Source organism: Methylobacterium sp. WCS2018Hpa-22 (genome assembly GCF_031843785.1).
Classification (GTDB): Bacteria; Pseudomonadota; Alphaproteobacteria; order Rhizobiales; family Beijerinckiaceae; genus Methylobacterium.
On the sequence record NZ_JAVTJA010000010.1, the window covers coordinates 160,912 to 185,716 of the forward strand.

At 65.7% G+C, this 24,805-nt stretch carries 24 protein-coding genes; 8 read left to right on the forward strand and 16 right to left on the reverse strand.

All coding sequences use genetic code 11. From position 1 onward, the window contains the following. Positions 1-92: 92 nt before the first annotated feature. The 4 genes from RQI43_RS15140 to RQI43_RS15155 form a co-directional block, all read right to left on the reverse strand. On the reverse strand, positions 93-974 hold the full coding sequence (locus RQI43_RS15140) for an alpha/beta fold hydrolase (RefSeq protein ID WP_311275671.1): 882 nt from the start codon (positions 972-974) through the stop codon (positions 93-95). Between the two features lie 173 nt (positions 975-1,147). Further along, positions 1,148-1,990: a 2,3,4,5-tetrahydropyridine-2,6-dicarboxylate N-succinyltransferase gene (gene dapD, locus RQI43_RS15145; RefSeq protein WP_056423053.1), complete on the reverse strand. Its 843-nt coding sequence runs from the start codon at positions 1,988-1,990 to the stop codon at positions 1,148-1,150. Between the two features lie 88 nt (positions 1,991-2,078). Further along, entirely contained in the window at positions 2,079-2,342 is a 264-nt protein-coding gene (locus RQI43_RS15150) for a YARHG domain-containing protein (RefSeq protein ID WP_056423056.1), read from the reverse strand. An 88-nt stretch (positions 2,343-2,430) separates the two neighbouring features. Beyond that, positions 2,431-2,883: a cyclic nucleotide-binding domain-containing protein gene (locus RQI43_RS15155; protein ID WP_056423059.1), complete on the reverse strand. Its 453-nt coding sequence runs from the start codon at positions 2,881-2,883 to the stop codon at positions 2,431-2,433. Positions 2,884-3,059: 176 nt separating this feature from the next. Between RQI43_RS15155 and RQI43_RS15160 the strand changes: the two genes are divergently transcribed. Beyond that, positions 3,060-3,281, forward strand: a complete 222-nt coding sequence (locus RQI43_RS15160) for a hypothetical protein (protein WP_056423062.1) — start codon at positions 3,060-3,062, stop codon at positions 3,279-3,281. A gap of 3 nt (positions 3,282-3,284) precedes the next feature. Here the strand turns inward: RQI43_RS15160 and RQI43_RS15165 are convergent, their stop codons facing one another. Then, the gene (locus tag RQI43_RS15165) at positions 3,285-3,971 is read right to left on the reverse strand and encodes a response regulator transcription factor (protein WP_056423065.1); all 687 of its coding nucleotides are present in this window, start codon (positions 3,969-3,971) and stop codon (positions 3,285-3,287) included. 267 nt (positions 3,972-4,238) lie between these two features. On the opposite strand from RQI43_RS15165, the gene RQI43_RS15170 reads away from it, so the two are divergent. After that, positions 4,239-4,775 (forward strand): L,D-transpeptidase family protein, encoded by a 537-nt coding sequence (locus tag RQI43_RS15170; RefSeq protein ID WP_311275672.1) that lies wholly within the window; start codon positions 4,239-4,241, stop codon positions 4,773-4,775. 13 nt (positions 4,776-4,788) lie between these two features. Here RQI43_RS15170 and RQI43_RS15175 read toward each other — a convergent pair whose 3' ends face one another. Beyond that, positions 4,789-6,111 (reverse strand): MFS transporter, encoded by a 1,323-nt coding sequence (locus tag RQI43_RS15175; protein ID WP_056423070.1) that lies wholly within the window; start codon positions 6,109-6,111, stop codon positions 4,789-4,791. A 157-nt stretch (positions 6,112-6,268) separates the two neighbouring features. Here RQI43_RS15175 and RQI43_RS15180 point away from each other — a divergent pair, with 157 nt between their 5' ends. Beyond that, the gene (locus RQI43_RS15180; RefSeq protein WP_311275673.1) at positions 6,269-6,700 is read left to right on the forward strand and encodes a MarR family winged helix-turn-helix transcriptional regulator; all 432 of its coding nucleotides are present in this window, start codon (positions 6,269-6,271) and stop codon (positions 6,698-6,700) included. A gap of 72 nt (positions 6,701-6,772) precedes the next feature. Here RQI43_RS15180 and hisS read toward each other — a convergent pair whose 3' ends face one another. The 3 genes from hisS to secB form a co-directional block, all read right to left on the reverse strand. Then, a complete protein-coding gene (gene hisS, locus RQI43_RS15185) occupies positions 6,773-8,296 on the reverse strand; it encodes a histidine--tRNA ligase (protein ID WP_311275674.1) in 1,524 nt (507 codons plus the stop codon). 106 nt (positions 8,297-8,402) lie between these two features. Continuing rightward, positions 8,403-8,888, reverse strand: a complete 486-nt coding sequence (locus RQI43_RS15190; RefSeq protein WP_311275675.1) for a DUF3429 domain-containing protein — start codon at positions 8,886-8,888, stop codon at positions 8,403-8,405. 233 nt (positions 8,889-9,121) lie between these two features. After that, positions 9,122-9,634 carry a protein-export chaperone SecB gene (gene secB, locus RQI43_RS15195; protein ID WP_056423082.1) on the reverse strand — a complete coding sequence of 171 codons (513 nt, stop codon included), beginning with the start codon at positions 9,632-9,634 and terminating at the stop codon, positions 9,122-9,124. A gap of 436 nt (positions 9,635-10,070) precedes the next feature. On the opposite strand from secB, the gene RQI43_RS15200 reads away from it, so the two are divergent. From RQI43_RS15200 to mnmE, 5 genes are all read left to right on the forward strand, one after another. Beyond that, positions 10,071-10,799 (forward strand): Tim44/TimA family putative adaptor protein, encoded by a 729-nt coding sequence (locus RQI43_RS15200; protein WP_311275676.1) that lies wholly within the window; start codon positions 10,071-10,073, stop codon positions 10,797-10,799. Between the two features lie 16 nt (positions 10,800-10,815). Then, positions 10,816-12,000: a murein transglycosylase A gene (locus RQI43_RS15205; protein WP_311275677.1), complete on the forward strand. Its 1,185-nt coding sequence runs from the start codon at positions 10,816-10,818 to the stop codon at positions 11,998-12,000. Next, positions 11,997-12,653: a Smr/MutS family protein gene (locus RQI43_RS15210; RefSeq protein ID WP_311275678.1), complete on the forward strand. Its 657-nt coding sequence runs from the start codon at positions 11,997-11,999 to the stop codon at positions 12,651-12,653. Before RQI43_RS15205 ends, RQI43_RS15210 begins: the two co-directional genes overlap by 4 nt. 267 nt (positions 12,654-12,920) lie before the next feature. Beyond that, positions 12,921-14,264 carry a transcription termination factor Rho gene (rho, locus tag RQI43_RS15215; protein WP_056423088.1) on the forward strand — a complete coding sequence of 448 codons (1,344 nt, stop codon included), beginning with the start codon at positions 12,921-12,923 and terminating at the stop codon, positions 14,262-14,264. A gap of 216 nt (positions 14,265-14,480) precedes the next feature. Further along, a complete protein-coding gene (mnmE, locus tag RQI43_RS15220) occupies positions 14,481-15,788 on the forward strand; it encodes a tRNA uridine-5-carboxymethylaminomethyl(34) synthesis GTPase MnmE (RefSeq protein WP_311275679.1) in 1,308 nt (435 codons plus the stop codon). Positions 15,789-15,834: 46 nt separating this feature from the next. Here mnmE and RQI43_RS15225 read toward each other — a convergent pair whose 3' ends face one another. The 7 genes from RQI43_RS15225 to leuS form a co-directional block, all read right to left on the reverse strand. Continuing rightward, positions 15,835-16,728 carry a ParB/RepB/Spo0J family partition protein gene (locus RQI43_RS15225; RefSeq protein WP_056423097.1) on the reverse strand — a complete coding sequence of 298 codons (894 nt, stop codon included), beginning with the start codon at positions 16,726-16,728 and terminating at the stop codon, positions 15,835-15,837. Between the two features lie 54 nt (positions 16,729-16,782). After that, entirely contained in the window at positions 16,783-17,625 is an 843-nt protein-coding gene (locus tag RQI43_RS15230; RefSeq protein ID WP_056423099.1) for a ParA family protein, read from the reverse strand. Next, entirely contained in the window at positions 17,622-18,263 is a 642-nt protein-coding gene (gene rsmG, locus RQI43_RS15235; RefSeq protein ID WP_156652702.1) for a 16S rRNA (guanine(527)-N(7))-methyltransferase RsmG, read from the reverse strand. Before rsmG ends, RQI43_RS15230 begins: the two co-directional genes overlap by 4 nt. Next, positions 18,253-20,142 carry a tRNA uridine-5-carboxymethylaminomethyl(34) synthesis enzyme MnmG gene (mnmG, locus tag RQI43_RS15240; protein ID WP_056423104.1) on the reverse strand — a complete coding sequence of 630 codons (1,890 nt, stop codon included), beginning with the start codon at positions 20,140-20,142 and terminating at the stop codon, positions 18,253-18,255. The genes rsmG and mnmG overlap by 11 nt, the downstream gene beginning before the upstream one ends. A 154-nt stretch (positions 20,143-20,296) precedes the next feature. Next, positions 20,297-21,328: a DNA polymerase III subunit delta gene (gene holA / locus RQI43_RS15245; protein WP_311275713.1), complete on the reverse strand. Its 1,032-nt coding sequence runs from the start codon at positions 21,326-21,328 to the stop codon at positions 20,297-20,299. Next, positions 21,325-21,876: an LPS assembly lipoprotein LptE gene (gene lptE / locus RQI43_RS15250; protein ID WP_056423110.1), complete on the reverse strand. Its 552-nt coding sequence runs from the start codon at positions 21,874-21,876 to the stop codon at positions 21,325-21,327. Before lptE ends, holA begins: the two co-directional genes overlap by 4 nt. A gap of 215 nt (positions 21,877-22,091) precedes the next feature. Next, complete coding sequence (leuS, locus tag RQI43_RS15255; RefSeq protein ID WP_311275680.1) at positions 22,092-24,683, reverse strand: leucine--tRNA ligase; 2,592 nt, start codon at positions 24,681-24,683, stop codon at positions 22,092-22,094. Positions 24,684-24,805: the final 122 nt, after the last annotated feature.

The window sequence follows — 24,805 nt, forward strand, 5'->3', positions numbered from 1 at the left end:
AGGGTTCCTGAACGACACTCGTATGGCACTCGAAACGCATGACATTTCGTCATTCCGTAACGAATGTGCCCCTCGACGGCCGCGGGATCCCCCTAACGGATGCCCGCGCGGATCGCGGCGGCGACTTCCCACGGATATTCCTCGTGCGGGCTGAGGGCCCCCGGAATCGAAGCCTTGGCCACATGGCCGGCGGCGATGAGGGCGTCCATCTCGGCGCCGGACCGGCGCGGGGCGCGTTCGGGACGCAGGACCAGGATCGGCGGAAGCCCTTCGGCTTCGAACAGGGCCAGGAAGTCCTTGCGGGCCTTGAACGGGTCGAGCCCTCCGGTGACGAAGGCCGCCGTGCCGAAACGGCCACCCGGCTGGAGCGTCACGGCATGTTTGTCGGCGATGATGCCCGGCGTGACGTGGTCCGTATCGGCATAGACATGCGCGCGCATCATCCGGCCGATCACCGGGGGACTGATATTGATACGGTAGAGCGCCTCGCCGAGAAGCGGAAGCTCGATGGCCTTGCGGATGCCCGAGAGCCAGCCACGGCGCGCATCACCGAGCGCGGTGGGCAGCGGTCCACGCCATGTAGGAGCGACGAGAACGAGCTGGTCGAACTGGCCTGGATTCCGTTGGGCGGCTGCCACGAGATAAGAGGCCGCATGACCCGCCGCGATGCCGATGGCGTAGGGGCCCGGCACGGCTGCGATCAGCGAATCCATGAAGGCATGGAAAGTCTCCGGCTCCATGGCGATGCGGGATCGCGGATGGTTGCCGAAGCCGGGCCAGTCGGGAATGAGGCAGCGGTAGTCGTGGCCCAGGATCTTGGCCAGGGGCCGCATCTCCGCCCGTGCTGAGATCGACGACAGGGCGGGCAGGAGCAGAGCGGCCGGGCCGCTCCCGACGATGTCGCACGGCGTAGGGACCTTGCGCTCCAGCACGTCGAGCTGAAAGCCACGGGTGGAGTGGGCAGGCTCGATCATCGTTGGCAACGCCTCATCCGGGACGGTCTGCATCGGATTGGAGATCTAACGCGCCGGTCGCTGCCGCATAGGCCGGCTCGGTGTCGCGCCAGGGCCGAGGACGAGCGTCCGCCTCCCCTCTTTCCTCGACGGGAAAGAGGAGAGTGCCGATCCGCGTCGAATGCGTACGGGTCTCAGGTCCGGAGCAGCTCGTTGATGGCGGTCTTGGAGCGGGTGCCGGCATCGACGCGCTTGACGATGACGGCGCAGTAGAGGCCGGGGCCGGGCGTGCCGTCGGGCAGGTCCTTGCCGGGCGTCGTGCCCGAGACCACCACCGAATAGGGCGGCACGCGGCCATACATGACCTCGCCCGTGGACCGGTCGATGATCTTCGTCGACGCGCCGATATAGACGCCCATGGAGAGCACGCTGCCCTCACCGACGATCACGCCCTCGGCCACCTCGGCGCGCGCGCCGATGAAGCAATTGTCTTCGATGATGACCGGGTTGGCCTGGAGCGGCTCGAGTACGCCCGCGATGCCGGCGCCGCCGGAGATGTGGCAGTTCTTCCCCACCTGCGCGCAGGAGCCGATCGTCACCCAGGTGTCGACCATCGTGCCCTCACCCACATGGGCGCCGAGATTGATGAAGGAGGGCATCAGCACCGCGCCCGGCGCGATGTAGGAGCCACGGCGCACGAAGCAGCCCGGCACGGCCCGGAAACCGGCCTCACGAAAATGCTTCTTCTTCCAGCCTTCGAACTTCGATGGCACCTTGTCCCACCAATTGGCGCCATCGGGTCCGCCATGGATGATCTCCATGTCGTTGAGGCGGAAGGACAGCAGCACCGCCTTCTTGAGCCACTGGTTGACCTGCCATTCCTCGCCGACCTTTTCGGCCACGCGGGCCTTGCCGGTATCGAGGAGATCGAGGGCCTCGTCCACGGCGTCGCGCACGGCGCCCTTGGTCGAGACGTCGATGCCGGCACGCTCCTCCCAAGCGGTCTCGATGGTGGTGGAGAGATCGGCGTGGGACATGTCGGCGTTCCGGTCGGTTAGGGGGAAGGGCCGTGCTTACAAAAGGCGGCCCGACCTGTCACCTCGGGGCGTCAGGCGAGACGCAGGCTCACTCGCGGCAACCGTTACGGGTTTCCTCCCGCACGATCTCGCCGACCTTCGCCCGGTCGCGGGCAGAGAGCGGGACGTCGCGGATGTCGGAGAAGCGGCAATTGACGTTGCCGAAGGCCGAGATCGCCCGCTGCGTCTTGAAGCAGTAACCGGCCTCCGCATAGACCGCGTTGCGCTCGCCCCAGAGCTCGTCGCAGGGGGATGCGGCCAGGGCGGGGGCGGCGGGCAGGAGAGCGAGGCACAGAATCACGAGGGCACGCATGGGCACTTCCTGGGCAGGTGTGAGGACCTGAAGGCTTGTGGCCCGTCTGTGCCGGTTTCGCCAGATCTCGGAGCGCGCCGATCGGCCGTCAGAACGCATCGATCCTGGCGCGGACGCCGTCGAGCCCCTTCACCAACGCATCCAGGTCGTCGGCGAGGGTGGCGTGGATCGTCTCGGCCGCGTCGGGAAATTCCTCGAGCACCCGGCGCATCAGCGTGGGCGTGATTCGGACGACCTCCGCCGGTGTCACGGCATGGGCATCGGTGGGGCGCTCGCCGCGCAGGAACAGGGCCATCTGTCCGATCAGGGCGGAACGGCCCACCCGGACGGGCTCGGCTCCGTCCACGCGGGGCGCCAGTTCGATCGTTCCGGACATGACGACGAACCCGCCATCGCTGCGCTCGTCGCGGGCGAACAGGACGTCGCCCGCCGTCAGGCTGCGGCGCTCGGCGGCGAAGGAGAGGAGTCTCAGGGCATCGCGCGCCATGTGGCTGAACAGGGGCGCGGCCGCCAGGATCGCGATGTCGTCGTCGAGCCCCAATGCCGTGCGCTCCCTCAAGACGGAGGTAACCCCTCCGACGGATCAAGCCTTAGCCGAAGGCGGGCGAGGGGGAAATCCGGCGCTGCACCGGCGCAGGGACGGAGCGTCGATCAAACAGATGTCATGAAACCGGTCGATAGACGCGTCTCTCAAGCAAGACGAAGACGGAAATTCCGGTGTCCAATCACTTCTGCCTGGATCCGAACGATCCCTATGCGCAATCCGAAGTCCTGGTTTTCTTCGAAGGCCAATATCCGGATATCCGCCTGCTGTCGGTCATCGACCGCAACGACGACGAAATCCTGTCGGATCTCGTCTACGAGCAGCAGCGCGACCTCATCCGGGAGATTGCGGCCTTCTACACGTCCGGCGGTGATGCGCCGAACGCGGCTGCCTGATCCTCAGGGCAGCAGCTTGTAGCCGCCGCCTTCCGTCACGAGGATGGCGGTAACGGCCGGGTTCGGCTCGATCTTCTGGCGCAGGCGGTAGATGTGGGTCTCCAGCGTATGCGTGGTGACCTGCGCGTTGTAGCCCCAGACCTCGGCCAGGAGCGTATCACGTCCCACCACCTCGCGGCCGGCACGGTAGAGGAAGCGCAGGATCGCGGTCTCCTTTTCGGTGAGCTTCAACTTCGAGCCACGCTCGCAGACGAGGAGCTTCGCGCCGGGGCGGAACGTGTAGGGGCCGATCTGGAAGACCGCGTCCTCGCTCGCCTCATGGCTGCGCAGATGCGCGCGGATCCGCGCGAGGAGCACGGCGAACTTGAAGGGCTTGGCGACATAATCGTTGGCGCCCGCCTCCAGGCCCTCCACCATGTCGTCCTCCGAATCCTGCGCGCTCAGCATGATGACCGGTCCGCGATAGCCGTTGCGGCGCATGGCCCGCACCGCCTCCCGCCCATCCATGTCCGGCAGGCCCACATCCATGATTGCGAGGTCGATCCGGTCCTCGGCCACACGGGCGAGGGCGGATTTCGCGTCTTCCGCGCTGACGATGACGAACTCCTCGTACAGATCGAGTTGCTCGATCAAGGTTTCGCGCAAAGACTCGTCGTCGTCGCAGATGAGCAGGCGATGGGTGGTCGACATCGGCCGGGATACTTTCACACGCAGCTGGGAAGACCGGACGGGCCGGTTTCGAAAACCTGAGAGATGGCCGAATCGTCGGCCGCGAGCGTAAAACAGCAGAGTGATGGATGTTTTATGTCAGAACCTTGAACGACTTCGCGGCGGGGCCAGACTTCGCACATTCTCGACGGCTCGACGCCTCGAAAAGTTTCTCGCCGGCGCGACCATCGAGCGCCGTGACGAGGAACGCGCTGGTCGGAACCGGTCCGTTCGGACGATAAGTCGGGCATGATCCCGCTGACCCTCTCTCTCATCCGCGTCCGCCGGCTGGTGGGTGACCCGACCCGCGGGCAGATTCTCATGGCGGGCTCCATCATTCCCTGTGCGCTCGGCCGCTCCGGCATCGGGCAGGTCAAGCGGGAAGGGGACGGCCTGTCCCCGCGCGGTCGTTTTCGCCTCCGGGCCGGGGCCTATCGGCCGGACCATTTCGGCGCGCGCCCCCGCACCGCCCTGGCTCTGCGCCCGACGCGGCGGAACGACGGCTGGTGCGACGACCCGCGCGACCGGCGCTACAATCGCCCGATCACCCTGCCCGCCCCCGGCGTGAGCGCGGAACGGATGTGGCGGGAGGACGGTCTCTACGACCTCGTCGTCGACCTCGACTACAACCGGCAGCCGATCCGGCCGGGACGCGGCTCGGCGATCTTTCTGCATGTGGCACGGCCGGGATACCTGCCGACGGAGGGCTGCGTGGCGGTGAAGCGAGCCGATCTCGTTCGCCTGCTGCGGCGCGTCGGGTCGCGTACGCGGCTGCAGATCCTCTGACGGCCGCATCCCGCTATCCACGCGTCGGCAGGGCGACGGGTGAGACGCCCCGCCGGTCTCCCGGACGGGACAGGGTCATGACCAGGATGGCGGCGAGGATGCACAGGGCGCCGGCGGCGAAGAAGGCCGGCAGGTAGCTCGACAAGGCCGTGCGCGACAGTCCGGCACCGTAGGCGATGGTGGCGGCCCCGAGCTGATGGCCCGCGAACACCCAGCCGAAGACGAGGTTCGCCTTCTCGCGCCCGAACCGGGATGCGGTGAGCCGTACGGTGGGTGGCACCGTGGCGATCCAGTCGAGCCCATAGAAGGCGGCGAAGACCGACAGGCCGACGAAGGAAAAGTCGGAGAACGGCAGGAACATCAGTGAGAGGCCACGCAGGCCGTAATACCAGAACAGGAGCCAGCGGTTGTCGTATCGGTCGGAGAGCCAGCCGGACGCCACCGTGCCGATGAAATCGAACACCCCCATCGCAGCGAGCACGCTCGCCCCCTGGACCGGGCCGATGCCGTAATCGGCGCAGAGGGGGATGAAATGGGTCTGGATCAGCCCGTTGGTGCTGGCTCCGCAGATGAAGAACGTGGCGAAGAGAACCCAGAACACGCCCGTGCGCGACGCCTCCGCCAGGACCCCGAGGGCGGAGCCGTTCACGGCCGGCGGCGCGACGGCGCCGGTAACGGCGGTCTCGCCATAGGGGGCGAGGCCCATCTCCTCCGGCCGGTCGCGCATCAGCGCCGTGACGGCGACCCCCGCCGCGAGCAGGAGTCCACAGATCACCAGGAGTGCTGCACGCCAGCCGAGATGCTCGGTGAGGGCAGCGAGGAGCGGGAGAACGATGAGTTGGCCGGTGGCCGAACTGGCGGTGAGGAGACCGACGACGAGGCCGCGCGACCGCGAGAACCAGCGGGTCGCGATGGTGGCGCCGAGCACCAGGGCGGTAAGCCCCGTGCCGATGCCGACGACGACGCCCCAGAGCATGACCAGCTGCCAGACCTCGCTCATGAAGAGGGAGGTGAGCAACCCCCCGACGATGAGGAGAAGCGCCAGGAGCACGATGCGGCGCGGGCCGTAGCGGTTCATCAGCTGGGCCGCGAAAGGCCCCATCAATCCGAACAGCACGAAGCGCACGGCCAGGGCCGATGAGATCGTCGCCGTGTCCCAGCCGAACTCCTTCTGAAGCGGCAGGATCAGGACGCCGGGCGCACCCACGGCGCCGGCCGTGACCAGCATGGTGAGGAAGGTGACGGCGGCGACGACCCAGCCGTAATGAACGTTCCGGCGGGCGAGGGGCCCTGCGACGGCGTTCGACAACGATCCGACGGGAGCAGTGATGGACATACGGCCTCTTCGGGTTCCGCATGGTGGTTCGGCGTGACGACCCGGCGAGCAAGCCCGGCACCACGACGCGGTCGGCCTTGCTTAGGCGCATATGCACTCGTTAGACAAGCATCTCGTCCCCGGACCCCGTGATTCCGTATATCGAGGATTTCTCACGATGGATTTGGCGTCACCGTGCCACTGCATCGCCCTACGCCAGGCATCGCGGCGGCTGACGCAGCATTACGACCAGCATCTCGCGCCCACTGGCCTGCGGACCAGCCAGTACGGAATGTTGCGCAGCCTAGGTCGTGTCGGGCCGATCTCCATCAACACCTTCGCGGAGATCATGGTGATGGACCGGACCACGATGGGGCGCGCTCTTCGTCCCCTCACGCGGGACGGGCTCGTCGCCGTCGGTCCCGGACCGGATGGTCGCACGCGCGCCCTCACCCTCACCACTGCGGGGCGGAGGCGAATGGAGGACGCGCTTCCCCTTTGGGAGCAGGCGCAGCAGACGTTCGAGGAACGCTACGGGGCGGTGCCGGCAAGCGACCTGCGCCAGGCGGCGCTCAGCCTGGCGAGGACGGAACTGTCACCAGCCGAGTGAGAGGGGCGGCGGGCGAGTGATCCGGGGGGGCGGGACCGCGCATGGCGCAGCCTCCGGTTGTCCCGGTCGCCTTCAGAAATGCCGCGCCAGCACCTCGCGGACACGCTCGACCATCTCGTCTTCCTTGACCGAGAACTGGGCCGGGCGCGCCGCCTTCCATTCGGCGTTGCTGGCGATGTCGCCCGCCGCCTTGGCACCCTCGATGAGGTCCTTGATCTGGACTTCGCCGGCCTCGCGCTCGTTGGAGCCCTGGATGATGGCGCAAGGGCTGCCGCGCCGGTCGGCGTATTTCATCTGCGCCTTCATGCCGGAGCCGCCGAGATAGAGTTCGGCGCGAATGCCGGCCTCGCGCAGGCGCGCTACGAGGCGCTGGTAATCGGCGATGTTGTCGCGGTCGAGAACCAGCACCACCACCGGACCGGGCTTCGCGGTGCCCTCGAGGAGAGGGCTCCCGGTCAGTTGCAGCGCCGAGAACAGGCGCGACACGCCGATGGAGAAGCCCGTCGCCGGCACCGGCTCGGCGCGGAAGCGGCCGACGAGGCCGTCATAGCGGCCGCCGCCCGCCACCGACCCGAAGCGCACGGTCTGGCCGTCCTCGTTGGTGACGGGGAAGGTCAGCTCGGCCTCGTAGACAGGGCCGGTATAGTATTCGAGGCCGCGCACCACCGAAGGGTCGGCCCGGATGCGGTCGTGGCCATAGCCCGCCGCCGCACAGAGCCGCATGATCGCATGCAGTTCAGCGATGCCCTCACGGCCGGTCTCGGACGAGCCGACGACATCGCTCCACGAGCCGAAGAATTGCTCCCAGAACGCCATCCGGTCGCCCTCTGCGTCGGGAGCGGCCTGGAAAGAGACGTAGGCGAGGATGCGCTCGATGGCGTCGGGTGCGAGGCCCGCACCTTTAGCGAAATCACCGCTCTCGTCCTTTCGCCCTTCGCCGAGAAGTTGGCGTACCCCGTCGACGCCGAGGCGGTCGAGCTTGTCGATGGCCCGCAGAACCGTGAGGCGCTGGCCGGCCTTGTCCTCGCCCGAGAGGCCGATAGCCTCCATGACGCCGTCGAGCACCTTCCGGTTGTTGACCTTGATGACGTACTGGCCGGACAGGCCGAGCTTTTCCAGCGTGTCGGCCATCAGCATGCAGATCTCGGCATCCGCCGCGACGGAGCCCGCGCCGACGATGTCGGCATCGCATTGCATGAACTGGCGGAAACGGCCGGGACCGGGCTTCTCGTTGCGGAAGACGTAGCCGGCGCGGAAGCTGCGGTAGGGCTTGGGGATTGCGTCGAAATGTTCGGCCACGTGCCGGGCCAGAGGCGCGGTGAGGTCGTAGCGCAGGGACAGCCAGGATTCGTCGTCGTCTTGGAACGAGAACACGCCCTCGTTGGGGCGGTCGAGATCGGGCAGGAACTTGCCGAGGGACTCGGTGTATTCGACGAAGGGCGTCTCCAGCGCCTCGAACCCGTAGAGCTCGAAGCTCTGGCGGATCGTCTCCAGCATCCGGTGCTGGGCGGCGATCTCATCGGCGCGACGGTCGACGAAGCCGCGCGGCAGGCGCGCCTTCAACGTGTCGGCCTTCTTGGATTCGGCCTTGGCCATGGTGTCTTCGCTTTGCGTTCGGGCTGTCGATGTCAGGCGGGCTCTATCGCGGGCGCTCCCGAGCGGCAAGCGTGCCGGGCAAAGGGAGGGACGCCGGGTGCCGTCGTTAGAGCTTGAGGCCGAGCAGCGCGCATAAGCTGAGAATGGCGATGGGGATCTGCAGCGGGCGAAGTCGAGCGAAGAAGAGCGGCGCCTCGCCGGTACGGGCGGCGATGGGATCGAGGATCGCCACGGCGGTGAAGCCGGCGATGAGAAGGGCGAGGGCCGCCACTGTCTGGCCGAGGGATGCGGACAGGAGCGCGAGAAAACCGAGGCCGAACAGGCCGAACATGGTGGCGATCTGGATGAAGGTCGGACCACCCTCGGTGCGGAAGCTGACACCACGCCGTACGCCCGACAGAAACAGCAGGATCGCACAGCCCCATAGAATGGTGAGGTAGAGGACCGCATCGCCGAGATCGTCCCGCCGCCACCAGGCGAAAGCTGCACCGAGGGCGAACGGCACCATCGGCCCGTAGCCGAGAACGATGCTGAGCCAGGGCACGCGACGGGGCTCACTCACGTTGAGCGTGCGGTTGTCATCTCGCTTCATGCCGGGAGAGCTCCTCCATTCACCCAGCCGGGCAACCGTCGCGCCGTGGCCCAGTTCCGGAGCGCAACGTGCTTGAGATCGGCGCCGGCAGGCCAAGCGCGGCTGTTTTCACGTGCAACAGGTGGACTTGCCGCTTGCTCGTATCCCGAGACGAGAACGCCCCGGCACGCTGAAGGCAGCCGGGGCGTTCTCGGGATCGATGGCGGAAATGCCTTGGCAGATCCGTTCGTGGATCAGGAGGCGAGGGGACCGGTCGGAGTGTTGCCCTGCTGGTTCTGGGCCTCAAAGGCCTTCTGGCGGTAGAGACCCACGAAATCGATCGGATCGATATAGAGAGGCGGGAAACCGCCGTTGCGCACGGCCTCGGCGATGATCTGGCGCGCGAACGGGAAGAGAAGGCGCGGGCACTCGATCATCACGGCCGGATGCAGCTGGTCCTGGGGGATGTTGCGCATGCGGAAGATGCCGGCATAGTTCAGCTCGAAGGCGAACAGCACCTCGTTGTTGATCTTTGCATCGCCTTCCAGGGTCAGTTCGACCTCGAAATCGGCCTCGGCCAACTGCTTGGCATTGACGTTGACCTGGATATTGATCTGCGGGCCGCTTTCCTGCGGCTGGAGCGAGCGCGGCGCGTTGGGGTTCTCGAAGGAGAGATCCTTGGCGTATTGGGCCAACGCGTTGATGGCGGGCGACTGGTCCTCGGCGGGAGCCGCGCCGTTGCCGTTCGGTGCCGGGGTATCGGCCATGGCGATCTCGTCCTCTTTCGCGGGGTCTACTGGGCCACCTCGGCGATCCACTGCGCGGCGTATCGTCTGATCGTCGCAGGGCCGGGGCCGAGAGCACAGCGCGCTAACACGATGGGCCACCCCGGACAAGACGAGGGGCGGGAGGAGGCGATCCGGAGGCGCGTCGATCCGGTCGAGGAACCGGAGCCGTCTCCGAAGTCGGCGGTCTGCTCTTGACCCTGAGGCCTCCGGCATGGCTCCTCCCTGCCTGGATACGGCGCGCGGGCAGCCCCATATGCAGGGTGACCTCGTGGGTCGCGCCCTCCTCTCACGGGCGGGATCCTTTGAATTCTCCGGCTCGATCCTTGCGCAACGCTCCAATAAAGGGCGTAGCGGCGGGATTCTTGGGAGCCCCCTCGAACAAGCATGTCGTGCGACGGCCACGATCGGATCGGTGATGCAGGATTCTTTCGATTTGACGACCCTGATCTTCCTGGGACTCGCGGTGTTCGTCATTTGGCGGCTCCGGTCTGTGCTGGGACAGAAGACCGGAGCGGAGCGCTCGCCGTTCAAACCGGTGGACCGGAACCACAATCCGTCGCAGCCGACCCGGTCGGAAGGCGATAACGTGGTGCGTCTGCCAGGGGCGGACCGGGTTCAGCCGCAGCCTGATTCGGCACCGGCCGCCGCTGCCGTCGCCCGCGACTGGCGCGGCATCGCCGAGCCGGGCTCGGCTGTCGCCCATGGTCTCGAAGCGATCGTTCAGGCAGAACCGAACTTCGATCCCCGCGCCTTCGTCGAAGGTGCCAAGGGTGCGTATGAGGCCATCGTGATCGCCTTCGCCAAGGGGGACCGCAAGACCCTGCGCAGCCTTCTCTCTCGCGAAGTCTGCGAGGGGTTCGAGCGGGAGATCACAGCCCGCGAGTCGCGCCGTGAGACAGTGGAGACCACTTTCGTCTCTCTCGACAAGGCGGAGATCGTTGCCGTGGATGTCCGCAACAAGGTGGGACAGGTGACCGTACACTTCCTCTCGCATCTCATCACCGCGACCCGCAGCGCCGATGGTCAGGTGATCGACGGCAATGCCGAGGCCGTGGCCGAGGTGCCGGATGTCTGGACCTTCGCCCGCACGCTGGGCAGCCGGGATCCGAACTGGCAGCTCGTGGCCACGGAAGCCGGCGCCTGAGGATCCAGGGTTTGTCGTGACCGGGTTTATCAATCGGGCATCCTTCGCCGCCCTAGCTCTCGCTGCTGGCTGTCTTCCCGGCCCGGTCGCTCTCGCGACCGGGCCGCTTCGCGTCGGAGAGGCGATTCTCGAGCCCGTGGACCCGACCGCCTTGCCGGGCTTTCCCGGCTCCGATCCGGCCGCTTCCCTCGAGGTGTTCCGCCGGACCTGCGCCGCTCCACCGGTGGAGATCGCCGCGACTGTCGCCGGCTCGGCGGAGGATCTTGCCACCGCCTGCACCCGTGCGGCCTCGGTCAAGCCGGAAGAGGCCAGGGCCTTCTTCACGCGGAATTTCGATGCCTACCGTATCGTAAGAGCGGGCGAGGCGGGTGGTCCTTCGCGCCGGACGGGCTTTCTCACCGGCTATTTCGAACCGGAACTCACCGGTTCCCTCGCGGTCGGCCCCGGCTTCACCACCCCGGCCCTTGCCCGGCCGGACGATCTCGTGAGTCTCGCCCCCGGTGAGACGAAGCCCGGCCTCGATCCGACATTGCGGGCGGCACGGGCGACGCCGGGCGGCTTCGAGCCTTACCCCGACCGTGCATCCATAGAGGATGGCGCAATCGGGGAGCGGGCCCGGCCGCTCGTCTACCTGCGCGATCCGGTCGATCTCTTCGTGCTCCAGGTTCAGGGATCGGGGCGCGTACGCCTTCCGGATGGACGGGCGGTGAGGGTGCTCTATGACGGCCGCAACGGTCGTCCCTATACGTCGGTGGCCAAGCTCATCGTCCAGGCGGGGCATCTCCCCCTCGAGGGCCTGACGCTGGCCCGCTGGACCGGCTGGCTTCGCGACAATCCGGCCCTTGCCAAGCCACTGATGCGAGCCAACGCCTCCTACATCTTCTTCCGGCTCGCCGAAGTGGAGGATCCCCGCCTCGGCCCTCCGGGCGCGGCCGGCGTTCCCCTGACCCCGGGCCGGAGCCTGGCGGTCGACTCCACTTTGTGGCGTTACGGAACGCCGTTCTGGCTCGAGGGACGGATCGCCGGGGAGGACGCCCCAGGGCGCCTCGTCGTCGCGGCCGATACCGGTTCGGCCATCGTCGGCCCGGCGCGTGGGGACCTTTATCTCGGCACGGGAGAAGCGGCGGGGATCGCCGCCGGCAACCTGCGCGATGCGGTCGGCTTCGTCGTCCTGCTGCCGAAGCCGCGTGCGGTCCCATGAGGATGCCGCGCAGACCCCGCGGCCTGTCGGGGGAGGACGCCTTCCTCTGGGGCGAAATCGCACGGCTGATCACGCCGCTGCGCGGACGTGCTCCTTCTCCGAAGGCCAAAACACTGCCAACTGGGGATCCCCTTCCTCCGAAGCGGAAACCGGAAGTACCGGCGCTCGTCGCCAAGCCTGTTGCCAAGCCTGTTGCCGAAAGGGCCGGCGTGCCCGGTGGCGTGAAAGCGCCCCCGAAACGCATCGTGAAACCTGTCCCCGCCCCCGCTCTCGTGGCGGCCCCGGCGGCCATCGTCACCCCACCTGCCCTGCCGGGCCTGGAACGTAAGGCTCGCCTCGCCCTGCGGCGTGGATCGCTCAAGGTTGAGGCACGGATCGACCTTCACGGATTGTATCAGGCCGAAGCTCACGATGCCCTGATCGGCTTTCTGATGCGCTGCCGTTCGGCGGGCCATGCCCATGTCCTTGTCGTCACCGGCAAGGGGGGCGGGGCAGGCTATGACAATGCGTTCTCGGAGCGAGGGGTCCTGCGCCGCTCGGTGCCGCATTGGCTGCGTGCGCCGGAACTGCGCAGCGTCGTTATCGGCTTCGAGGAGGCGGCGCGCCATCACGGTGGCGCCGGAGCCCTTTACGTCCGGCTGAGGCGACGCTGACGTCGTGAATCGAGGCGTCTCCCGGCGAGAAGAGCGCGATCCCGCATTCCGATCGCCTATGAGGGGCTTGAGCAGGATGCGCAAACGCGATATGGGGAGGTCCCTCCTTTTACGCCGTGTTGCATCCGAGAGCCATAGGCTCCCCATAGACGATGCGCGGAACCGGTCTTTACCGCTGTTCCGACCACAGGTGCCGACAAGGCATCCGGCGCTCCTCCGACTGTTCAGCCCGATCAACCCTCGTCCATCGTCGGTTCTCATTCTCCCATGACGTCACAGAACGATTCCCTCCTTCCCGTTGATCCGCCGGCAGAGGTCGGATTGGTCGCTGCCGATCTGAGCCCGCATCGCGAGGTCAAACTTCAGGATCTGAAGTCCAAGACCCCGACGGACCTGATCGCTTTCGCGGAGGAGGTCGAGGTCGAGAACGCCTCCACGATGCGCAAGCAGGAGCTCATGTTCTCCATCCTGAAGCAGCTCGCTGCCAAGGAGGTCGAGATCATCGGCGCCGGCACGGTGGAAGTGCTCCAGGACGGGTTCGGTTTCCTGCGTTCGTCCGAATCGAACTATCTGCCCGGCCCCGACGACATCTACATCTCGCCCACCCAGATCCGCCGTTTCGGCCTGCGGACCGGCGACACCGTAGAGGGGCCGATCCGCGGCCCGAAGGATGGCGAGCGCTACTTCGCTCTGCTCAAGGTGAACACGATCAACTTCGAGAACCCGGAGAAGATCAAGCACAAGGTCCATTTCGACAACCTGACGCCGCTCTTCCCGACGCAGCGCTTCAAGCTCGAACTCGACGCTCCGCCGAAGAAGGACTTCTCGCCGCGTATCATCGACATCGTCGCGCCCATCGGTAAGGGCCAACGCGCTCTCATCGTGGCGCCGCCGCGTACCGGCAAGACCGTGCTGATGCAGAACATCGCGCAGTCGATCACCATCAACCACCCGGAATGCTACCTCATCGTGCTGCTCATCGACGAGCGTCCCGAGGAAGTCACCGACATGATCCGCTCGGTGAAGGGCGAGGTCATCGCCTCCACCTTCGACGAGCCGGCCACCCGCCACGTTCAGGTCGCCGAGATGGTGATCGAGAAGGCCAAGCGCCTCGTGGAGCATGGCCGTGACGTGGTCATCCTGCTCGATTCGATCACCCGTCTCGGCCGCGCCTACAACACCGTGGTGCCGTCCTCCGGTAAGGTGCTCACCGGTGGTGTGGATGCCAACGCGCTCCAGCGGCCGAAGCGCTTCTTCGGTGCCGCTCGCAACATCGAGGAGGGCGGCTCGCTCTCGATCATCGCCACCGCGCTCATCGATACCGGTTCGCGCATGGACGAGGTGATCTTCGAGGAGTTCAAGGGTACCGGCAACTCCGAGATCATTCTCGACCGCAAGGTCTCCGACAAGCGCATCTTCCCCGCGATCGACATCACCCGCTCAGGCACCCGCAAGGAAGAGCTTCTGGTGCCGCCGGATTCGCTCAAGAAGACCTACGTGCTGCGCCGCATCCTCAACCCGATGGGCGTCACGGACGCCATCGAGTTCCTCATGGACAAGCTGCGCCAGACCAAGAGCAACAACGACTTCTTCGACTCGATGAATACCTGAGGGAAGCTAAATCACTCTTCCCTTCTGTGCCTGCGGGGTATCGAGGTTTTCCCTCTTGCGCGTTGAAGGTTCTCGTTCGGGTCCCTCCTTCGCGCAAGATCCGCTAGCGCGAGTCTCAAGCGTGCGCTCAATGAGAATGGTTTCCAAAAGAAACCATTCTTTTCGTCGGCTATAGAGCGGACCGACATGGGACCTACGCGGCGTCGTGGTTGAGCTATGAACGACGGCACTACCATTTTCGCGCCCGCCAGCGGTTTCGGACGTGCGGCCGTCGCGGTCATTCGAATCAGCGGACCTGCCACAGCCGACCTGGTCACGAGCGTCGCGAAGCGACTGCCACCCCCTCGGCGCTTATCTCTTCGGATTCTCCGCGAACCCACGACCGGCGAACCACTCGATTCCGCCCTCGTGGCGTGGATGCCGGGACCTGCGACGTTCACCGGCGAAGATATGGCCGAACTCCACCTCCATGGTGGCCTCGCGGTGCGCTCCGCTGTCATGGCCGCGCTTGCTGCTCATCCCGGATGCCATATCGCCGAACCTGGTGCGTTCAGCCGACGTGCCGTGGAGAACGGTCGGATGGACCTGACCGCCGTCGAGGGTGCGGCAGATCTCATCGATGCGGAGACAGAAGCGCAACGACGCCAAGCTCTGCGTCAACTCGACGGAGTCCTGGGTCGTAAGGTGGCCGATTGGCGTGATCGTCTCATCGATCTCCTGGCCGGAGCCGAGGCCGCCCTCGATTTCGCCGATGAGGGCGATGTGGATGATTCCGCGCTCGATGCGGCGCTTCATGCCAAGGCTCGCGCCATCCGTGACGACATCGATCACGCTCTCGCCGATAGCCGGCGGGGAGAGCGTCTGCGGGAGGGCTACGTCGTGGTTCTCTCAGGGCCGCCCAATGCCGGCAAGTCCACGCTGCTCAATGCTCTGAGCCAGCGCGATGCCGCGATCGTTTCTGCCATTCCAGGCACGACCCGCGACCTTATCGAGATTCGTTGCGATCTCGGCGGGCTGCCGGTCATCATCGTGGATACGGCCGGCTTGCGGGATACGACCGATCCAGTCGAGGCCGAGGGCATCCGGCGCACCCGCAACCGGATGGACCAAGCCGATCTCATCCTTGCGCTCCAGCCAAATGACGAACCACACGACCCAGCGAACGACCCGCCAGATCGCACGATCCGGGTTCAAACGAAGTCGGATTTGGGCGTTGCCGTGAATGGGGTACTCGCCGTATCCGCGTTGACCGGTGCAGGCATCGACGACCTGCTACGCTTCATTGAAGCGAGGGCGGAGCAAGCTCTTGGCGGCGGCGATGCTCTCATTACTCGCGAGCGGCACCGCGATGGGTTGACCCGCTGCAGCCATCACCTCTCCAGGATCGTGTCGGGCCCTGCCCTTCCGGAGCTGCTCGCTGAGGATCTGAGGCTTGCCGTTCGCGCCTTGGGCGAGGTCGCCGGCCGGGTCGGCGTCGAGGATATGCTCGATCGCCTCTTCTCCGGGTTCTGTATCGGTAAGTGACGGGTGGCGCCAAGGCTGGTGGTCCCTGGCCGTTCGCTGCGGGAAGCTAGGCCCCGTTCGAGATCTCGAAACGGCGACACAGGGCGTCGAGCTCTTCCGGCGTTTCGTAGCGGATGCGAATTTCCCCGCTGCCTTGAGTCTTCGACTTTAGCGATACCGTGACGCCAAGCGCGCGCGCCATGGCTTGCTCCAGGCTACGGACCTGCCCATCGCGCTCTGGCTTGCGCGGACGTCCCGGGCGGGGGGCGTCGCCTTCCGGCACTTCAGCTGAGGCCAGGGCCTCGACCTCACGGACGGACAACCCTTCAGCCACGATCCGTCGCGCGACGGCTTCGGGCTCCCGCACCGCGAGAAGAGCGCGGGCGTGACCGGCTGTGATCTCCCCAGCGACGACTCGGTCCTGGATCGCGCTGGACAATTGCAGCAGACGCAACGTGTTGGCGAGATGGCTGCGGCTCTTTCCGATGATTTCGGCGAGCTCCGTTTGGCTATAGCGAAACTCGCTCATGAGCCGCTCATAACCAGCCGCCTCTTCGATGGCGTTGAGATCACTGCGCTGGACGTTCTCGAGAATGGCGTATTCGAGGGAGGTCCGATCGTCGATCTCGACGACAACGACGGGGGCCTCGTGCAGCCCGGCACGCTGAGCGGCGCGCCAACGACGCTCGCCGGCGACGATCTCATAGGTATCCGGAACGCCTGCCAGAGCGCGGACCACGATAGGCTGAATGATGCCGCGGATTTTGATCGAAGCAGCTAGCTCGTCGAGTTCGGCTTCGTGGAAGCGCCGACGCGGGTTTCGCGGATTTGGGCGCAGAAATTCGACGGCGACCTTGCGCTGTGCCTGCGGCTTCCCCGCATCGCCGCTATCGTCGCCGAAATCTCCGATCAGGGCCGCAAGCCCACGCCCGAGTCGAGGCCGCGCCACATCATCCGCCATCGCCACCTGCTTCAACTCCGATACGCTACGCATTCACGAAAAAGAACGAGCGACCTACGCCGCGACTGGAAGCCGCCCCTCGCGTTGGATCACTTCCGAGGCCAGGCGCAGATAGGCCTGCGAGCCGGCGCATTTCAGGTCGTAGAGCAACACCGGCTTGCCATGCGACGGGGCCTCCGAAACGCGGACGTTGCGTGGAATCGTGGTCTCGTAGACCTTGTCGCCGAGGAAGCTACGGACATCGGCCGCAACCTGATTCGAGAGGTTGTTGCGCGGATCCACCATAGTCAGCACCACACCCTGAATGGTGAGACGCGGATTGAGCGCGCTGCGGACCTGATCGACAGTGCGCAGGAGTTGGCTCAACCCTTCCAGGGCGAAGAACTCGCATTGCATGGGCACGAGCACGGCATCGGCGGCTGCCAGGGCATTGATCGTCAGCAGGTTCAAGGAAGGAGGACAATCGATCAGGACATAGGTCACGCCCTCGGTGGCACCGGCCTTACCGAGATCGATCATGGCGTTGCGCAAGCGGTGAGCCCTGTCGGAGGAACTCGCCATTTCCAATTCGAGGCCAAGAAGATCCATCGTCGAGGGGGCGAGAAGCAGCCGCGGTACGGCCGTGGGCACTACCGCTTGGGCCAGGGACGCATCGCCGGCGAGCACGTGGTAGGTCGACAGCTTGCGCGAGCGGCGGTCGATGCCGAGCCCGGTGGAAGCGTTTCCCTGCGGATCGAGGTCGATCACCAAGACGCGTTCACCGATAGCAGCGAGCGCGGTACCGAGATTGATGGCTGTCGTCGTCTTGCCGACACCGCCCTTCTGGTTGGCCAAAGCAAGGATGCGCAACGGCCGCTCGGGCGTCGCCCTGGAGGCGGAGGAGGGTTCGATGGTCATGAATCCACGCGGGAGAGGGCGGTGACGCGGACGATCCGCGCGTCCGACTCAGTACGGCTCGTCACCAGATCGTAAACGAATCTCCACCGTTGCGCTGCATTGGTCAATTCCGCCTGCGCATCACGGCCCTTCGGAAACAGCGCGATGGTGCCTGTTGTCAACAGCGGTTCCGTCCATTCGAGCAATTGGGGGAGGGGAGCCAAAGCACGGGCGCAGACGGCGTGAACTCCAACGTGTTCGGCGATAGCGTCCTCGATGCGGACGTTGCGAACCCGCGCCGGAGCTTTCGTCAATCGGGCCGCCTCCGTGAGAAAAGCGCATTTGCGCGCATTGCTCTCGATCAGGTCCACCTGAAAACCCGGCCGATCACGTCCTGCGATAGCCAAGATGAGGCCAGGAATTCCTGCCCCCGAACCGAGATCGAGCCACTTGCTGGCGTCGGGAGCGAGATCGAGCAGTTGGAGCGCGTCGGCGATGTGACGGGTCCAAACCTCCGTGAGTGTGGCGGGACCGACGAGGTTCTTGACGCTTTGCCACCTCCTTAGCTGCTCGACATAGATGTCCAAAGCCTCGGCTGTTTCACGTGAAACATTTGCCTGGGCCAGAACGCGAGTTCGGTCGTCATGCCTAGCGGCCATGGACAGCCGCCGGATTGGAGCGGTCGGCGCGGCGAGCATGGGCTGCCAGCAACGTCAGCGCAGCAGGAGTCACGCCCTCGATCCGTGCAGCCTGACCAAGCGTTCCGGGCCTCACCGTTTCGAGTTTGGCCTGCATCTCATTGGACAAGCCGGGAATGGTGCCATAGTCGAGCTTCGTTGGAAGCGACAGGGCCTCGTCTCGTCGGAAAGCCGCGATGTCGGCATTCTGGCGATCAAGATAGACGGCATAGGTCGCATCCGTTTGGAGGCGATCCGCGATACGAGGAGACACGCTCCGAAGCTCGGGCCACACCTCGGTCAGACGGTCCCAGCCGATTTCTGGATAGGAGAGCAATTGAAAGGCACTTCGGCGAATGCCGTCCTGATTAAGCGCGATCTCATGCCGAGCCGCTGCGGCCGGTGTAAGGCTGAGCCTATCGAGTTGCCCCCGTGCTGCCTCCAGTTCACCTTGTGACCGAGCGAAATGCTCGGCCCTCTCGGAGCCGACACAGCCGAGAGCAGCCCCGCGCGGGGTCAGGCGCTCATCGGCATTGTCAACGCGGAGGGACAGCCGATATTCCGAGCGCGAAGTGAACATGCGATAAGGTTCGCTGACGCCGTGGGTCACGAGATCGTCGATCATCACCCCAAGATACGATTCGGCCCGGTCGAAGCGCGACAGGGTCGATCCCCCGGCGAGCCGGGCGGCATTGATCCCAGCCACCAGTCCTTGCCCCGCGGCCTCCTCGTAGCCGGTCGTGCCGTTGATCTGTCCAGCAAGGAACAGGCCGGGCAGTCGCTTGGCCTGGAGGGTCGTGTCGAGCTCGCGGGGATCGACGTAGTCATACTCGATGGCATAGCCGGGTCGCACGATGGCCGCGCGTTCAAGGCCGGGGATCAGTGCGATGACATCGCGCTGAACGCTCTCCGGCAGCGCGGTGGAAATACCGTTGGGATAGACGGTCGGGTCGTCCAGCCCCTCGGGTTCCAGGAAGATCTGGTGACCTTCGCGGTCTCCGAAGCGCACCACCTTGTCTTCGATGGACGGACAGTAACGCGGCCCCCGGCTGCTGATCCCCCCCGAATACATCGGCGAGCGGTGAAGATTCGCACGGATGAGATCGTGCACCGCCTGGGTCGTACGCGTGATGCCGCACTGGATCTGAGGCGTGGTGATCCGTTCCGTGAGGGTCGAGAACGGCACAGGATCGTCATCGGCCGACTGCATGTCGAGGCCCGACCAATCAATGGTGCGGCCATTGAGACGGGCAGGGGTGCCGGTCTTGAGACGTCCGAGCGCAAAGCCCAGCCGGTCCAGCGTCTGGGCGAGGCCGATGGATGGCCCCTCCCCGACGCGCCCGGCGGGAATCTGCACTTCTCCCATATGGATGAGGCCTCGAAGAAACGTGCCGGTGGTCAGCACGACAGCGGAGCAGGCAACCGTTCTCCCATCCGACAGAATCACCCCGGCGACCCGCGCGGCCGCAACGTGAATATCCCCGACTTCACCCTCGATGACATGAAGGTTCGCGGTGCTGGCGACGGCTTCTTGGATGGCCCGCGCATAGAGCTTGCGGTCGGCCTGGGTGCGCGGTCCGCGCACTGCCGGCCCCTTGCGTCGGTTGAGCAGGCGGAACTGAATGCCAGCTGCATCGGCGGCACGACCCATCAGTCCGTCGAGGGCATCGACCTCGCGAACGAGATGACCCTTGCCGAGACCGCCGATGGCCGGGTTGCAGGACATCGCGCCGATCGTGGCAGCTGAATGCGTGACGAGGGCGGTACGGGCGCCGATGCGGGCTGCAGCAGCAGCGGCTTCCACGCCAGCATGGCCGCCGCCGACCACGACCACGTCGAAGGAAAGACTTGTCTGGGACATAGGGTGATTAGGCGCGACCGGAGCGAGTCGTCAACGAGGAGTGCGAGGGTATCCCATCCTCTGCCGAATCTTGCCGATTCACATTCGAAGTCGAAGCCCGTCCTGCCATGGAGGCATCGCGGGAAGGACGATCGGAGACGGACGACAGATCGCGTCAGCCACGCCGACGCGCCGCCTCCGTGGCGATGCGCAGGAGCGTCGCGGAAGCATGGGCATGGGCGAGGTCAGGCGGGGAGCGTCGACAGGCGAGCACGGCCTCCTGAAGCAACTGCACGGCGTGGCGGAGGGCAACGGGAGACCAGCGCCCAAGCTGGGCTTCGACGAGCGCCTTACGACGGAAATGCAGCCCACGCCAATTGCCAACCATCATGCTCGGACTCTGTCCTTCACCTGCAATCCGTGTCGACAGCAGAGTAAGAGCGTGGCGCAGCGCAGAGCCAAGCATCATCGACGGATCCATACCTTCGTGCCGGAAGCGGCGGTAATCCCGTTCGACCTCCTCGCTCCGTCCGACGAAGGCGGCATCGATCAGCGTATTGAGGACACTGCCGGCGACGTCGCTGATCACGGCCTCCACATTGTCCAGGGTAATCTCGGTGTGGCCCCTGGCATAGAGGGCCAGTTTCTCGATCTCCGACAGGCTCGCTCGACGATCACCGCCCAGGCTCATCGCCAGGATGTCGCGCGCCTCGCGGGCGATCCGCTGGCCATTCTCCTGAAGCGTGCGGTCGATAAGCTCCGCCAGGGCCCGCTCGTCATCGGCGTAGCAGGGCAGGGCGAGCGCCCGTGTGGATTTCTCGCAGAGTGTTCGCAACGGTGCGCTCTTTGCGAGGTCTCCCGCCTCTACGACGATGCGGGCGCCGGCGATCTCTGCCTTCAATGCCGCGTCCACGGCCGGGGCGTAATTGCGGCTTCCGGCCCGTACCCAGATGCTACGCTGACCGCCGAACAGGCCGACGGTGCCGGCCTCGTCCACGAGGCGACCTGCATCCGAGGCGAGGGTATCGCCATCGATCTTGACCAGCGCAAAAGGATCGGAGGGATCGGTGACGAAGCTCTCGGCCAGACGCTTGGCGCGCTCGAAGACCAGGCCGGTATCCGGTCCGTAGACGAGGATCACCGCGATCTGCGACGCAGGTCCGCGTCGCAGCAGCGCTTCGATATCGCCAGCCTTTACGGCGGTCAGGGCTTGGTCACCAGCACGGATGCGACCCGCGTCTTGATCTGGTCGGCCAAGGTCTTTGCCAGCCGGATCTCGGCATCACGGGCCGCACGCAGCGAGGCGAAGCGCTGGATCGAGCGGTCATAGGTCGTGGTGGCGACGGCCACACCATCTGTAATGATCTTCGAACCGTCCAGGGATTCGAGCGAGAAGCGGATGGTGCCCACGAGGGTGCCGGCCTCTGCGCGTCCAGTCTGTGACGACACGATGGGGGTCTTCACGGATTCGCTGCCCTGCATCTTCAGGCGGTAGCGCTTGGGAGAAGGCTGGCCCGAACCATCGAGATCGAAGATGAGTTCGCTACGCAGATAATGGCCGAGCCGCTCCTGCCCAGCAGCGGTGGAGACGTCGTCGACTTGGATCGAGGCGAGGAGCGCGGCCATAGGCTCGCCCGACGCGGTCGGTCCATAGAGCGGGCGAAAGCAGGCCGAGAGATTGACGGCCATGAGAGAGACCAACGCGACTTTTGCCGCGCGGGACCGTACCGCCTGTCTCAGCCCATGGATCATCATCGCAGCAATGCTCTCCGTCCGGTCTCGCTCTTTACGGCGATCCCGCCTGTCGCGTCACCTGTATAAGCGGCAAGCTTTACGATTCCTCTGCGGCAGGACGATGGTGATGCCCGAAACGACATCGCCCTGGAAGGGGCGTCCTTCGTCCTGCCGCCATGCAAAGTCTCGCCCTGCCCGGGCCTTGGCGAGGTCTGACGTGCGAAGCCGTGCCCCGCTCACACCACGAGATTCACGATCCGGCCGGGCACGACGATCACTTTGCGGGGGGCACGGCCTTCGAGAGCCTTCTGCACGGCCTCGTCGGCCAGAACGAGAGCTTCCACCGCGGCGGTGTCGGCCGTGCGCGGCACGGTGACATCTGCCCGCTTCTTCCCGTTGAGCTGAACGGGGAGGGTGATCTCGTCCTCCACAAGCAGGGCACGATCGACCACCGGCCACGCGGCTTGAGCGGCCAGTCCCTGCCGTCCGAGGGCCGACCAGCATTCCTCGGCCAGATGCGGCATCATCGGCGCAACGAGCTGCGTGAGGATGCCCGCCGCTTCCGTCGCCGCATCGCGCGAGATGGTAGCCGTACGGATCGCTTCATCGAGGGCGTTCGATAGCGTGTAGATATGGGCGACGCAGCGGTTGAAGCGGAGGCGCTCCACATCCTCTTCCACCGCAGCAAGAGCCTTATGGGCGGCCTTGCGAAGCGCAGCGTCCGACGCTCCGCTCGCTGCCGGTACGCCCACCGCAAGGGAGACCAAGCGCCAGACTCGCTGAACGAAGCGGGCCGCGCCCTGCACTCCATCCTCCGTCCAGATCACGTCACGCTCGGGCGGAGAATCGGACAGCATGAACCAGCGAGCGGTATCGGCCCCGTAGCTCGCGATGATGTCGTCCGGGTCCACCACGTTCTTCTTAGACTTCGACATCTTCTCGATGGAGCCGATAGCGATCGGCGCATCTGTTTTCACGTGAAACGCTTGGCGCCCGCCGCCCTCGGCGGTGATGCGGATATCCGCAGGCTGAACCCATGCGCCCGCTGCGTCCTTGTAGGTCTCGTGGACGACCATGCCCTGCGTGAACAGGCCGGCGAATGGCTCCGAGACCCCGGACCAGCCCGTCGCCTGCATCGCCCGTGTGAAGAAGCGGGCGTAGAGCAGATGTAGGATCGCGTGCTCGATGCCGCCGATATACTGATCCACCGCCAGCCAGTGATCGACCGCAGAACGGTCGGTCGGCGCATCCTTCAGCCAGGGAGCGGTGAAGCGGGCGTAGTACCAGGACGAATCCACGAAGGTGTCCATCGTGTCGGTCTCGCGCCGAGCGGCAGTGCCGCAGCGCGGGCAGGGCACGTTACGCCAAGCATGGTCGCGTTCCAGCGGATTGCCGGGTGTGTCGAACGAGACCTCGTCGGGCAATTTCACCGGCAGGTCGGAGACCGGCACCGGCACCGGACCGCAGGAATCGCAATGGATGATGGGAATTGGGCAGCCCCAATAGCGCTGGCGCGAGACGCCCCAATCCCGCAAGCGGAACTGAACCTTGCGCGCCGCCACCGGCTCACCGTCCAGGATCTCGCCCTCCAAGCGGTTGGCCACGGCATGGAACGCTTCGTCCGTCGTCATGTCGTCGAGGAAGCGCGAATTGATCATCCGTCCATCGCCGTCATAGGCGGTGTCGGTGACGACGAAGCTCGCCGCGTCCTGCCCCTCCGGACAGACGACAGGCGTATTGCCGAGGCCGTACTTGTTGGAGAAGTCGAGGTCGCGCTGGTCGTGAGCCGGACAGCCGAACACGGCGCCGGTGCCGTAATCCATCAGGACGAAATTCGCCACGTAGACGGGCAGCAGCCAGGACGGGTCGAGGGGGTGGCGCACCCGCAACCCCGTATCGAAGCCGAGCTTCTCCGCCGTGTCGATCGCGGCCTGAGCCGTACCGGTTCGGCGGCATTCCTCGATGAAGCTCTGGAGTTCGGGCCGCATGGCAGCAACCGATGCCGCGACGGGGTGGTCCGCCGCGATCGCCAGGAACCTTGCGCCGAACAGGGTATCGGGCCGGGTGGTGTAGACCTTGATCTCACCGTCACGGGCATCGAACGCGAAGCGGACCTCGAGCCCTTCCGAGCGGCCGATCCAGTTCTTCTGCATCACCCGGACCTTCTCCGGCCAACGCTCCAGGCCGTCGAGTGCGTCGTAGAGATCCTGCGCGAAATCGGTGATCTTGAAGAACCACTGGGTCAGTTCGCGCTGCTCCACCAGCGCGCCCGAGCGCCAGCCGCGCCCGTCGATGACCTGCTCGTTAGCCAGCACGGTATGGTCCACGGGGTCCCAGTTCACCTTGGCCGTGCGCCGGGTGACGAGTCCCTTGTCGAGGAAGTCGAGGAACATCCGCTGCTGGTGCTTGTAGTAGTCGGGATCGCAGGTGGCGATCTCCCGGCTCCAGTCGAGGGACAGGCCCATGCTCTGCAACTGGCCGCGCATGGTGGCGATGTTGGCATACGTCCAGTCGCGCGGGTTGACCTTGCGCTCCATGGCGGCGTTCTCGGCTGGTAAGCCGAACGCATCCCAACCCATCGGATGGAGCACGGCGAACCCCTTCGCACGCTTATAGCGGGCCACCACGTCACCCATGGCGTAGTTGCGGACGTGGCCCATATGGATGCGCCCCGACGGGTAGGGGAACATCTCCAGCACGTAGTATTTCGGTCTCTGGTCGTCGTTGCGCGTGGCGTAAATGCCGTGCGCGGCCCAGGCCTCCTGCCAGCGCGGCTCGGCATCCTTGGCGTTGTAGCGCTCGGGAATGGGCATTGGGGAGGAGGTCATGAGAGGAACTCTGAGATACGGACCAGGATGGCCTGGCAAGGCGCCTCACGCGGCGCCGGAGAGGTTGGGTGCCGGACTAACACGGCCTGTTTGCCGGTCAACAGAGCCTTCCCGCCGAAGCC